Origin of the sequence: Alteromonas antoniana (assembly GCF_019249295.1) — a bacterium.
In the GTDB taxonomy this organism is placed as follows: domain Bacteria; phylum Pseudomonadota; class Gammaproteobacteria; order Enterobacterales; family Alteromonadaceae; genus Alteromonas; species Alteromonas antoniana.
On record NZ_JAESDH010000005.1, the window covers coordinates 32,909 to 44,758 of the forward strand.

At 50.6% G+C, this 11,850-nt stretch carries 12 protein-coding genes; 11 read left to right on the forward strand and 1 reads right to left on the reverse strand.

The features are described from left to right. Positions 1–25: 25 nt before the first annotated feature. The 8 genes from recJ to mazG all read left to right on the forward strand — a co-directional run bounded on the left by recJ (position 26) and on the right by mazG (position 8,374). Entirely contained in the window at positions 26–1,753 is a 1,728-nt protein-coding gene (gene recJ / locus JKP77_RS05335; RefSeq protein ID WP_218310174.1) for a single-stranded-DNA-specific exonuclease RecJ, read from the forward strand. Further along, positions 1,743–2,018: a hypothetical protein gene (locus JKP77_RS05340; protein ID WP_218310175.1), complete on the forward strand. Its 276-nt coding sequence runs from the start codon at positions 1,743–1,745 to the stop codon at positions 2,016–2,018. The genes recJ and JKP77_RS05340 overlap by 11 nt, the downstream gene beginning before the upstream one ends. Before the next feature lie 13 nt (positions 2,019–2,031). Then, positions 2,032–2,748, forward strand: coding sequence for a DNA repair protein RecO (gene recO / locus JKP77_RS05345; protein WP_218310176.1), 717 nt, complete (start codon positions 2,032–2,034; stop codon positions 2,746–2,748). Positions 2,749–2,812: 64 nt separating this feature from the next. After that, positions 2,813–3,553 (forward strand): pyridoxine 5'-phosphate synthase, encoded by a 741-nt coding sequence (gene pdxJ / locus JKP77_RS05350; RefSeq protein ID WP_218310177.1) that lies wholly within the window; start codon positions 2,813–2,815, stop codon positions 3,551–3,553. Between the two features lie 3 nt (positions 3,554–3,556). After that, entirely contained in the window at positions 3,557–3,940 is a 384-nt protein-coding gene (gene acpS, locus JKP77_RS05355) for a holo-ACP synthase (RefSeq protein ID WP_218310178.1), read from the forward strand. Then, positions 3,940–5,328, forward strand: a complete 1,389-nt coding sequence (gene rlmD, locus JKP77_RS05360; protein ID WP_218310179.1) for a 23S rRNA (uracil(1939)-C(5))-methyltransferase RlmD — start codon at positions 3,940–3,942, stop codon at positions 5,326–5,328. The genes acpS and rlmD overlap by 1 nt, the downstream gene beginning before the upstream one ends. A gap of 66 nt (positions 5,329–5,394) precedes the next feature. After that, positions 5,395–7,575, forward strand: coding sequence for a GTP diphosphokinase (gene relA / locus JKP77_RS05365; RefSeq protein ID WP_218310180.1), 2,181 nt, complete (start codon positions 5,395–5,397; stop codon positions 7,573–7,575). Further along, on the forward strand, positions 7,553–8,374 hold the full coding sequence (gene mazG / locus JKP77_RS05370) for a nucleoside triphosphate pyrophosphohydrolase (protein ID WP_218310181.1): 822 nt from the start codon (positions 7,553–7,555) through the stop codon (positions 8,372–8,374). Before relA ends, mazG begins: the two co-directional genes overlap by 23 nt. 66 nt (positions 8,375–8,440) lie before the next feature. Here the strand turns inward: mazG and JKP77_RS05375 are convergent, their stop codons facing one another. Then, the gene (locus JKP77_RS05375) at positions 8,441–9,331 is read right to left on the reverse strand and encodes a hypothetical protein (RefSeq protein ID WP_218310182.1); all 891 of its coding nucleotides are present in this window, start codon (positions 9,329–9,331) and stop codon (positions 8,441–8,443) included. Positions 9,332–9,895: 564 nt separating this feature from the next. On the opposite strand from JKP77_RS05375, the gene rplM reads away from it, so the two are divergent. From rplM to petA, 3 genes are all read left to right on the forward strand, one after another. Then, positions 9,896–10,324 (forward strand): 50S ribosomal protein L13, encoded by a 429-nt coding sequence (rplM, locus tag JKP77_RS05380; protein WP_218310183.1) that lies wholly within the window; start codon positions 9,896–9,898, stop codon positions 10,322–10,324. A 12-nt stretch (positions 10,325–10,336) separates the two neighbouring features. Beyond that, complete coding sequence (gene rpsI / locus JKP77_RS05385) at positions 10,337–10,729, forward strand: 30S ribosomal protein S9 (protein ID WP_218310184.1); 393 nt, start codon at positions 10,337–10,339, stop codon at positions 10,727–10,729. 487 nt (positions 10,730–11,216) lie between these two features. Next, positions 11,217–11,849: a ubiquinol-cytochrome c reductase iron-sulfur subunit gene (gene petA, locus JKP77_RS05390; protein ID WP_218310185.1), complete on the forward strand. Its 633-nt coding sequence runs from the start codon at positions 11,217–11,219 to the stop codon at positions 11,847–11,849. Position 11,850: the final 1 nt, after the last annotated feature.

Here is an 11,850-nt window from a genome sequence, read left to right on the forward strand (position 1 = left end):
ATTGTTGTCTTCAGCACTGTAGAGTATGCCGTTACCGATTATTCGACGCGAAGTTAGCGGAGCCCCGCTATCTACCGACCTCCATCCTGTCATTGAGCGCATTTATCGCGCCCGTGCTGTTTCCTCTGTGGACGATATTGATACCGGTGCGCGGGGTCTTGAGCACTATCAAAAGTTAAAAGGGATTTCAGCGGCCGCGTCGTTGCTGGCAGATGCTGTGCAAAAGCAACTGCCAGTGACCATCGTTGGAGACTTTGATGCAGACGGTGCCACCAGTACCGCGGTTTGCATGCTCTCGTTACGTCAGATGGGATTGAGTACCGTGGACTACCTGGTACCCAACCGTTTCGATTTTGGCTACGGACTCAGTAAGCCCATTGTGGATATTGCGCATCAGCAGGGTGCAAAGGTGATTGTGACAGTGGATAACGGCATTTCCTGTCTGGAAGGCGTGGCCCATGCGAAATCACTGGGTATGCAGGTAATTGTCACGGATCACCACTTGCCAGGCAACGAGCTGCCAAATGCTGATGCGATAGTGAACCCTAACCAACCTGGTTGCGATTTTCCCTCGAAATCATTAGCCGGTGTTGGCGTCGCGTTTTATCTGATGCTGGCCTGCCGGGCAGAATTGCAGCAGCGTGACTGGTTTGCTTCACAGGCTATCAATTTACCTAATCTGGCGGACCTGCTGGATATCGTTGCAGTCGGGACCGTTGCTGATGTGGTTTCGCTGGACAAAAACAACCGTATATTGGTGCATCAGGGTCTGCAGCGTATCCGCAGTGGTAAATGCCGCCCCGGTATTAAAGCCATTATTGAGGTGGCCAATCGCCAACTGGCTTACTTAAGTGCGTCAGATTTAGGCTTTGTTGTCGGCCCCAGGCTAAATGCCGCTGGCAGGCTCGATGACATGGCCATGGGAATAGCCTGTTTGCTGGAAGACGATACTATGCAGGCGAGAATGATGGCAGCAGAACTGGATAGCCTGAATCAGCAGCGCCGTGAAATTGAAACCGGTATGCGCGAAGAAGCGATGCAGGTGGTGGCGTCTCTCACGCTTAACACGGATGAAGTCCCGCCTGCGCTGGTATTGTATAAACAAGATTTTCATCAGGGCGTCATTGGCATCGTGGCAGGGCGCATAAAAGAACAGGTTAACCGCCCGGTGATCGCATTCGCGCATCAGGACGATGAGGTAATCAAAGGGTCTGCGCGCTCCATATCCGGCATTCATATTCGTGACGTGCTGGATGAAGTGAATACCCGCAATCCTGGCCTGATTGAGAAATTCGGTGGCCATGCCATGGCAGCAGGACTCAGTTTGCCGCTGACGCACCTTGATGCGTTTACCCGCGCATTTACCGAGGTTTGCGAGATGCATCTGGCGAACCGCGACGACACCGATGCTATCTGGTCTGACGGTGAGTTAACGCAACATGAACTGGATCTGTCCTTCGCGCACATGCTGCGCCAGTCCGGCCCGTTTGGGCAGGGCTTTGAGGCACCGGTCTTTGACGGTGTTTTCGAGTTGGTACAGCAGCGTATTGTGGGTGAAAAGCATCTGAAAGTGACATTTCGCCTGCCCCAGGGCGGAGAAATCGACGGCATTGCGTTTAACGTCGATACGTCACAGTGGCCCGCCCATGATGTCAGACACGTGAAAGTGGCGTATCAACTGGACGTCAATGTATTCAGAGGCCGAGAATCCGTGCAAATGCTGGTGGAGCAAATTCTTCCCCATGAACACTGATCCGGAAAAGTTACTGGCGAAACACGGTGCACTGACTGAAACCAGCAATGCAAAAGTGGTTAGCCACGTACAGCGGGATGAAGACGACTGGGTACGTCACACCATTATGTTGGATGGCTATGACGTGCCGTTTGTTTTTCGACGCAAAAAAGCCTACCGAAGTCTGGTTGGCGCGCGGGTGAATCTCACTTATTATCGTCAGACTGAATCGGTAGCAGGCATCGATTTCGAATCCATGAAAGTCGTCAGAATCAAGCGCGCCTGAAACGGAACCACACATGAAACCGGCCACTTGGCAACATACCTATGTCTTGCATCGCCGACCTTACCGCGAAACCAGTTACCTGGTAGATCTGTTTACCCGCGAATCCGGGAAAATGTCAGTGGTGGCGCGGGGCGTGCGAAACAGCAAAGGCGACAAAAAAAGCCTTTTGCAGCCTTTTCAGCAAATTCGCGTTCAGTATTCCGGAAAGTCAGACCTGAAAAACCTGAATCAGACCGAGTCGTTTCTGGCCGCTGTCCCGCTGTCCGGCCAGGCACTTTTTTGTGGCATGTATCTCAACGAGCTTGTGAACCGCATTATGCCGGTCGGGCTTGCCAGTGAGAACGTCTTTGATAGTTATACCGAGGCGTTAATGCAACTGGCGTCGGGGGATGATATCGAGTTGCCATTACGTCAGTTCGAATTCGCTGTGCTGGATGACATGGGGCAACTGGGTGATTTTACCGTGTGTGGTAGTGACGGTGATCCGGTTGTGGCTGAAGGCATGTATGGATGGGCGCAGGAAGAAGGCGTTGTGCAGGTCAAACCTGGTCCTTCGGCGCGCGGTATTCCGGGTTTTGCCCTGCTGTCACTGGCTGCCGGAGACTGGACGCCAGCGGCGAAAAAAGCGGCGAAAATCATTAACCGTGAAGCGTTAAAACCGCTATTAGGCAATAAGCCACTGAAAAGCCGGGAACTCTTTAAGCCTAAAGCGCCGGTAGTGAAGCCATAATTCACCGCTGCCGGCAGAATATTTGATAAACTCACTCAAACAGTAAATCAGAGCGATAACACGAATGACGACGATCTTCTTAGGTGTAAACATCGATCATATTGCAACGCTACGTAACGCCCGTGGCACGAACTATCCGGATCCAGTGCACGCTGCAGATATTGCAGAGCGTGCAGGCGCTGATGGAATTACCGTGCATTTGCGCGAAGATCGCAGACACATTAAAGACCGTGACGTTACGTTACTGGCGCAAACTATCAATACACGTCTGAACCTGGAAATGGCGGTGACAGATGAAATGCTCGCGATTGCTGAAGACATTCGTCCTGCATTCTGTTGTCTTGTGCCGGAAAAGCGTGAAGAGCTTACCACTGAAGGGGGCCTGGATGTGGCTGGTAATCAGGCTGTGATAAAAGAGGCCTGTACACGGTTAGCCGACGCCGGAATTCAGGTGTCTCTGTTTATTGATGCCGATGAGCAGCAAATTGATGCCGCGATTGCCTGCGGCGCACCCTACATCGAAATTCATACAGGCCAGTATGCCGAGGCGAAGACAGAATCTGAGCAGGAGCATGAGCTTAAGAAGCTGGTGCAGGGCATTGAATATGCCCACAACGCAGGCCTTAAAGTCAATGCGGGGCATGGGCTTCACTATCATAACGTAAAACCAATAGCGGCAATTCCTCAGTTAATTGAGCTGAATATTGGCCACGCCATCATTGCACGGGCTGCGTTTGATGGCCTGCATACCGCTGTCGCCGATATGCGCAGGTTAATGCTGGAAGCACGCGCAGAGAGTAAATAAGCGATGGCCATAGCTGGTATCGGCACCGATATTATTGAAATAGCCCGCCTGGAAAAGAACCTTGCGCGTACCCCGCGTCTTGCTGACAGGGTGCTTACACCGGAAGAGAAAGTTATATTCGACGCGCACAATGAACCTGCCCGCTATCTGGCGAAGCGATTTGCGGTGAAGGAAGCGGCGGTAAAGGCGCTGGGTACCGGCATCGGGAACGGCGTAAGCTGGCAGCATATTACGGTATCGAATGATGAATTTGGCGCGCCATACCTGACGTTTTCCGGTCACTTTGCGACGTTATGTGAACAGCGCGGGATTTGCCACAGTCATGTGTCTATTTCCGATGAGATTCACTACGCCGTAGCCACCGTATTGCTGGAGACTGACGGATAATGGTGAGTTTTTACAAGCCGAAAAAAGGCGTGAATACCGGTAGCCAGAAACACAAGGCAAACAAGCGGGGAAAGAACCCGGGCAGAAGCGCCCAGGTGCTTGAGTCGCAGACAATAGAAATAGACAGTTGGGACTGGCAGGGGCTCGGCGTGTCCCGCCAGCATCCGATCACCTTCGTTGATGGCGCGTTACCTGATGAAAACTGCGACGTGCGTATCTTCAAACAGCAAAAAAACGTGGCTCACGCCACGGTAAGTCAGATCAACAAGCCTTCCGACTTGCGACGTGCACCGTTTTGTCCCATCGCTGAGAGATGTGGTGGCTGTCAGTTGCAGCATGTCAGTGCAAAAGACGCTTTAGATTTGCGACAAGAAGCACTTGGCACCTTATGGAAAAAGCAACTCGGTCTGGAGGACATACCCTGGCAACCGGCACTGACAGGCGAGCATCCGGCCTACCGGCGAAAGGCCCGGCTGGCGCTCGACGCCAGAGATAAAAATGCGGTGCGGATCGGTTTTCGTGAAATTCGAGGCAAGCAGGTGGTTGATGTTGAAAGCTGCCCGGTGCTGGTTTCTCCGCTGAATTCTTTGTTGCCAGCGTTACGCGAGTTGCTGCTGGCTCATGAAGGTGTCAGACATGTAGGCCATATCAGTTTGTTGCATGGCGATAATTGCAGTCAGGTAACACTCAAAATGACGCGCTCTGTCAGTCAGGCGATGCTCCAGGCACTTACGGACTTTGGGAAAAAGCACTCGGTTAATATACAGCTTGAAGCAACTGACAATGATTTCCATACACTGCACCACGTTGCGCCGGTCATTTGCGAGACTGAACCGGGGCTTTACATTACCCCTCAGGCAAATGATTTTGTTCAGGTAAACCGGGATGTGAACCAAAAAATGATTGCTCAGGCGATGGACTGGCTTTCACCACAGACCGGCGAGCGGATTGCTGACTGGTTCAGTGGCCTGGGCAATTTCAGTTTGTCGCTGGCAAAGCGTGGCGCACGGGTACAGGCCGTTGAAGGCGTGTCTGAAATGGTGCAACGTGCTCGCCAGAGTGCCCGGGAACAGGGCATTGACAACATCGACTGGTTGCACCTGGATCTGACAAAACCTCACGTGATTAAGCAGGCACTAAGTGCCGGGTTTGATAAAGTACTGCTGGATCCGTCTCGCGAGGGCGCGCTCCAGGTGTGTGAGGCGTTAGCAGATGTCAACGCAAACGTGAAGGCAAAAGCAATATTGTATGTTTCTTGCAACCCGAGCACATTTACGCGCGATGCAAAAGTATTACTGGACTCGGGCTATGAGATGGATAAAGTTGGCGTGCTGGAGATGTTTCCCTACACCAGACATCTTGAAGTGATGGCGCTTTTCTCACAATGACCGAAGCTGCTGGGCCAGCGTAATACGCAGTATCTATCGGAAGTAAACGACGACGGGTTAAAAGGCATGGTATCAACAAGAAAAGTTCACGAGCCCGAGCGTCCGCCATTTGAACACTGGCTGGACAGCCTTTCTTTAACTGATGACACCAAATCAAAGCTGCAGCAAATCAGTGATACACCGGAGAAGTTGCTGGTGGGGCAGGAGATGGTGGAGATCCTTCATCAGCTCAACATGGATGATGCCACGTTGCAGGCTGCATTGGTGTTTCCCTACTGTGAGCAGCATGAGCTGACCGAAGAGCAGATGAACACCGAATTTGGTGAAGAAATCTGTCAGCTTATTGTTGGGGTCAGGCGCATGGATGCGATTAAAGCCCTGCATTCCCGCCGCGTAGACAGTAAAACTAAAGCGGTCAGCGATGAGCAGCACATAGACAGTATCCGCCGAATGCTGTTGGCGATGGTGGAAGATGTGCGTGCGGTAGTCATCAAAATGGCTGAGCGGATCATCGCACTGCAAAAAGTTAAAAAAGCCGATGAAGAAACCCGCGTCATGGTGGCCAGAGAATGCGCCACGGTTTACGCACCGCTGGCTAACCGGCTGGGTATCGGGCAGTTAAAGTGGGAACTGGAAGATCTGGCTTTTCGCTATCTGCACCCGGAAACCTATAAAAGTATTGCAAAACAGCTGGACGGCAAACGCAGAGAGCGTGCTGAATATATTGAGAGTGTGGTTAACGGTCTGCAGTCGTTGCTGGACAATGAACACATTAAAGCTGAGGTTTACGGCAGACCAAAGCATATTTACAGTATCTGGAAAAAGATGCAGAAAAAGCATCTTACTTTTGAACAGCTGTTTGATATCCGTGCCGTACGTATTATCGCCGAACGTTTGCAGGATTGTTATGCTGCGCTGGGCACGGTTCACGCTAATTTTAAGCATATTCCCAAAGAGTTTGACGATTATATTGCCACGCCAAAAGCGAACGGTTATCAGTCTATTCACACCGTCATAGTCGGGCCGGAAGGCAAACCCGTTGAAATTCAGATCCGCACCAGCAAAATGCATCAGGATGCAGAGCTTGGTGTGGCCGCGCACTGGAAGTACAAGGAAGGCTCCGCCGGTAAAAGCTCAGGCTATGATGAGCGCATAAACTGGTTGCGCCGCATCCTGCAGTGGCAGGAAGAAGTGGCCGAGTCTGGCGATCTGGTTGAAGAGCTGCGCAGTCAGGTGTTTGATGACAGAGTGTACGTCTTTACGCCGAAAGGCGATGTGGTTGATTTGCCACAAGGCGCAACGCCTCTGGATTTCGCCTACTATATTCACAGCAACGTAGGCCATCGCTGTATAGGTGCAAAGGTAAACGGTCGTATCGTGCCCTTTACGTATCAGCTGCAAAGCGGTGACCAGGTTGAGATCCATACCGGCAAAGAGCTGAATCCGAGTCGCGACTGGATGCATCCGGGACTGGGATATGTACATTCATCGCGGGCGCGCGCCACCATCCATTCTTATTTTAAAAAGCAGGATCGCGAGAAAAACCTGGGAGCCGGAAAAGAGTTGCTCGAGCGCGAGTTAACCCGGGCTCACTTGCCACTCAAAAGTGCTGCTGATGCGGCAGAACGTTTCAACCAACACTCAGTGGACGATTTATTTACCGCAATTGGTGCAGGTGATGTGCGTGTTATGCAGGTCATTAACTATCTGTTGCAACTACAGGAACCGGTGCAGGATGAGCCGGAAATAAGTCCGAAAGTGAAAACGCGCAGGAAAGCCGGTTCTAAAGGCAAAAGTGATACGGTGGTTGTGCAGGGCGTAGGGCATCTTATGAGTCAGCTCGCCAACTGCTGCAAGCCTGTTCCAGGTGAGCCTATCATGGGCTACATCACGCAGGGACGGGGAGTAAGTGTTCACAAAGAAAGCTGTGAGCAGCTTCAGCATCTGCTCTCTCAACATCCCGAGCGTCAGATAGAAGTGAATTGGTCTGATGAACTGAATGTGGGGTTTGAAGCGGCGCTGGATATATTCTGCACCGACAGAACCGGGATCTTGCGCGACATCACTACGGTACTGGCGAATGAAAACGTTGCTTTGCTTGGCGTGAACAGCTTAAGCGATAAGTCTCGTCAGACGGCCATGATTTCTATTTCAGTTGAGGTGCCGGATTTAAATACCCTGTCAAAAGTGATGGCACGGTTGCGCCAGCTTAAAGGAGTTGTGGATGCAAAACGAAAAAAGCATTGAGTCTGAAGACCAGTTGACGCGTTTAACCCATATCATGGCGGCGTTGCGGGATCCGCAAACCGGTTGTCCCTGGGATGTGGCGCAGACGATGGCCAGTCTTACCCGTTACACCATTGAGGAAGCCTATGAAGTGGCAGATGCTATTGCGAAAGGGGATCCGGATGAGATTTGTGACGAACTGGGCGATTTGTTGTTTCAGGTCGTGTTCTATTCGCAGATAGCGGACGAGGACGGGGAGTTCAGTCTGCAGGATGTCGCCCGGGCGATATGCGAAAAGCTTATTCGACGCCATCCTCACGTATTTGCGGGCGAAGCCGCGCCGGATGAGGCTGGGCTTAACGCACAGTGGGAGGCAATTAAAGCGCAGGAAAAGCAGAGTAAAAATAATCAAGCGCGTCTCCTGCTGGATGATGTGCCCAGCGGTTTACCGGCGTTAAAACTTGCCCACAAAATGCAAAAGCGCTGTGCCAGCGTAGGTTTTGACTGGCCAGAGGCTAAGCCGGTACTTGCAAAAGTAAGAGAAGAAGTTGACGAGATAGAGGCGGAGTTATTCGCAGCAGAAAAAAGCCAGGCAGCGATTGAAGAAGAAATTGGCGATGCGCTGTTCGCCATGGTAAATCTGGCAAGGCACTGCAAAGTCGATGCAGACACCGCGCTCAGGCAAGCCAGTCATAAATTCGCCCGGCGATTTAACGCGGTAGAGACGCTGGCATTGAAAAATGAGCAGCCCCTGCAGGCGATGACACTCCAAGAAATGGAAGCGCTCTGGCAACAGGTGAAGCAGCAAAAGCCTGCTTAACTCCCGTTAACGACCGCATCAGGCTTAACCGGTGTTAATGATCCGCATCAAAATGTGTCTAGCTGGTTAAGGATTTCGTCGTAACGCGGCTATCGCCCTTTCAGGATCATCCACCCAGCGATGATAGTCCAGTGAGTAAGACAAAGACGGGTTAACCAGATCGTGTACTTTGCGCTTAGGGTCAGCGGCGAGTGTGACGGCTTTTTTATGACTATCGTGCTCTAAAAACAGCTCCCGCATTTCCCCGTTCTCGAGCATTCTGATGAGCCCGCGTCTTATTCGTGTGGCTAGCTCCGGACTGGATGGCGACACAAAAAAGTATTCATAGTTGGGATAGCGGAGCAAATGGTGTTGTTCAAGCTGCACATTACGTTGTTGGTGACGGACCAAATCATTATGTACTTCAATAATGTTACGGGGGAAGGTATTGACCACACCCCGTTGAACCATGGCAAACATGGAAGCAAACCAATCGCTCCAGTCAGCACCATGAACATCGAAGCCATTGGCGCGCAATATCTCAAAATCCGGCCAGTCATTGCCCTGCACCGAACGCAGTTTACGTAGCTGTGCGTGAGTCATTGAGTGAGGGAATTGTGACTGCTTGCCTTGCTGGATAACAAATACCCGATAACCGGCGAACCCTTGCAACAGCGGAAACCGGACCGGAATCATCAACGTCTCTCGTTGATCCGTGGTGACTGACCACATAACATGAGCATCGCCATTTCTGATGGTCAATATCTGTCGTGCCTGCGGCATGGGTTGAGGGTGGGGAACCACATTACGCTCGCCATATTCCGGGGTGAGCGCAATAGCGCGCTGAAGAACCTTGGCGTGATAATAGCCATACGCTTCGCCAGGAAATGCGCGAGTGTAAATAATATCTCCCTGAGCGAATACAGAAGGGCTAATGAAAATTAGCAACAGGGAAAGATGCAGCCACCATCGGTTCATAAAACGTCGACTAACGATCGGTTTGATATCGGATATAAGAACAGTAGACCACATTATGCAGTTTTGCAGTGCCTGGGAAGGTATCAAAACATCAATTGTGACAAAGTAGACCTGAGGCATGAGTTCTCTGGACAGCCTTCGCAGCGACTACCACTGCATATAAACGTGAACGCGGAACCCGCGAACACACGCAAGCGAGACCGACATCGAGGCCGCTACCCGATTTATCCGAAACCTGACCTGCGGGCGAGACGAGAGTGGCGTGTCTGTATCGCCCGGTTATACACCCGAATAGCGCGACAAAGCCCGACAAACCTAATCCGCTTGCTAAGTGTGGGCGTCACTCTTAGCTGTTCCACACCCCGACAAGCAAATATTCTGAAAAAAAAGCCCTCAGGGGTTCGCTTTTTATGCAAATCCTGTATAATTCGCGCCCTGCCCAGTTACGCCCACCTTTGGGAAGGTGGAAGAATCAATGGACTCGAAGGGGTTCACGCATTGATTTTTATGGTGATTTTCTGACGCAGAAAATCAGTAACGACGATATTTTTCGGGTGAATTTAAATGAAAACTTTTGTTGCTAAGCCAGAGACGGTAAAACGCGACTGGTTCGTGGTTGACGCCACAGACAAAACTTTAGGCCGTTTGGCTTCTGAAATTGCTATGCGCCTTCGTGGTAAGCATAAGCCAGAATATACTCCTCACGTTGACACCGGTGATTACATCATCGTTATTAACGCTGAGAAAGTAACAGTAACTGGTCGTAAAGCGCAGAACAAAATGTACTACGCACACACTGGTTACCCAGGTGGTCTGAAAGAAACTAACTTTGAAAAGCTACTTGCTCACAAACCAGAAATGGTTATTGAGAAAGCAGTGAAAGGAATGCTGCCAAAAGGTCCTCTGGGCCGTGCAATGTTCCGTAAAATGAAAGTTTACGCTGGTGCAGAACATGCACACACAGCACAGCAACCACAAGTTTTGGACATCTAAGGAGCAACTGACATGGCAGATACTCAATACTACGGCACAGGCCGCCGCAAAAGTTCTACTGCTCGTGTGTTCCTGCGTCCAGGTACAGGTAGCATCACAGTAAACAAACGTGCTCTTGATGAGTACTTTGGTCGTGAAACCGAGTGCATGGTGGTTCGTCAACCACTGGAACTTGTAGAAATGACTGAAAAATTTGACGTTTACATCACCGTTGCTGGTGGTGGTTCAAACGGTCAGGCTGGCGCAATCCGCCACGGTCTTACTCGTGCTCTGATGGACTACGATGAAGCACTGCGTCCCGCTCTGCGTAAAGCAGGATTCGTTACTCGTGACGCACGTCGCGTTGAACGTAAGAAAGTGGGTCTGCATAAAGCACGTAAACGTCCACAGTTCTCAAAGCGTTAATTTTACGTTTTATTCAAAAAACCCGGTTTATGCCGGGTTTTTTATTATCTGCAGTTCCCCATTTTACCAGTGACAACGTGCATAACAGTAGAACTATGCCTTTTGTCATTGCATCTTTAAGAATTCTCCCCGGTTTACTGTGTTGTAAACGCATTGTGAGAAAGATGACAAACCTTTAACCTTGCTGGCGAGAATTACGACGAAAGTTGCATAAAAACGCTAACTGCTGGTAGCTGCAGAGAATTCTGTATAAATGCAAGCCAACTATTTCACCGTTTAATTCCAGTAAAACCTTGTATATTTAAGGGGTTTTCCCTTATCATTTCGGGTCGAAAATTATGACAAACTTTCGTGAATTCTCGACCGGACAAAATTACCCGGAAGAACTAACTTCATGACAAGCCGATATGGCGTACTGACGGTTATCCTAATAATAATCATTCGATATTGTCAGGCACCATAATTATCCGAACCTGGAGAAATGTGGATGAGCAATGTATCTGTAGATGCAAAAGAGTCTGCACAAACTGACAACCAGCCCAAAGACAATACCCGTCGCCGCTTCTTAACGGTTGCGACATCTGTTGTTGGTGGCGTTGGTGTCGTTGGTGCTGCAGTGCCTTTTGTTGCGTCCTGGAATCCGAGCGCAAGAGCGAAAGCGGCCGGTGCTGACGTTGAAGTGGACATCAGTGCGATTGAGCCTGGTCAGCTAATTCGTGTGATGTGGCGAAGCAAGCCGGTGTGGATTGTTCGTCGTACGCCGGATACCTTAGGCGAGTTGGCCAAGCATGAAGACAGGCTGAAAGATCCTAATTCGGAAGCAGAACAGCAGCCTGCATTTGCACAAAACCAGTATCGTTCACTAAAAGAAGAGTATCTGATCCTGGTCGGTATTTGTACCCACCTCGGATGCTCTCCACAGTATCTGAAAGATGGTGCATTTGAAGAAGTCGTGGAAGGCGTTCCTGACGGTTTCTTCTGCCCATGTCACGGCTCTAAGTTTGATATGGCAGGTCGCGTATTTCAAAATGTACCGGCTCCACTAAACCTGGTGGTGCCTCCTTATCAGTTCGTTGATGACAATACGGTTATCATCGGCTCAGAAGCGGAGGTTGCGTAAC

Excerpts from the sequence above, each read along its gene's own strand:
- recJ (WP_218310174.1), top strand. The coding sequence starts at position 26 with ATGCCGTTACCGATTATTCGACGCGAAGTTAGCGGAGCCCCGCTATCT.
- JKP77_RS05340 (WP_218310175.1), top strand. The coding sequence starts at position 1,743 with ATGAACACTGATCCGGAAAAGTTACTGGCGAAACACGGTGCACTGACT.
- recO (WP_218310176.1), top strand. The coding sequence starts at position 2,032 with ATGAAACCGGCCACTTGGCAACATACCTATGTCTTGCATCGCCGACCT.
- pdxJ (WP_218310177.1), top strand. The coding sequence starts at position 2,813 with ATGACGACGATCTTCTTAGGTGTAAACATCGATCATATTGCAACGCTA.
- acpS (WP_218310178.1), top strand. The coding sequence starts at position 3,557 with ATGGCCATAGCTGGTATCGGCACCGATATTATTGAAATAGCCCGCCTG.
- rlmD (WP_218310179.1), top strand. The coding sequence starts at position 3,940 with ATGGTGAGTTTTTACAAGCCGAAAAAAGGCGTGAATACCGGTAGCCAG.
- relA (WP_218310180.1), top strand. The coding sequence starts at position 5,395 with ATGGTATCAACAAGAAAAGTTCACGAGCCCGAGCGTCCGCCATTTGAA.
- mazG (WP_218310181.1), top strand. The coding sequence starts at position 7,553 with ATGCAAAACGAAAAAAGCATTGAGTCTGAAGACCAGTTGACGCGTTTA.
- JKP77_RS05375 (WP_218310182.1), bottom strand. The coding sequence starts at position 9,331 with ATGAACCGATGGTGGCTGCATCTTTCCCTGTTGCTAATTTTCATTAGC.
- rplM (WP_218310183.1), top strand. The coding sequence starts at position 9,896 with ATGAAAACTTTTGTTGCTAAGCCAGAGACGGTAAAACGCGACTGGTTC.
- rpsI (WP_218310184.1), top strand. The coding sequence starts at position 10,337 with ATGGCAGATACTCAATACTACGGCACAGGCCGCCGCAAAAGTTCTACT.
- petA (WP_218310185.1), top strand. The coding sequence starts at position 11,217 with ATGAGCAATGTATCTGTAGATGCAAAAGAGTCTGCACAAACTGACAAC.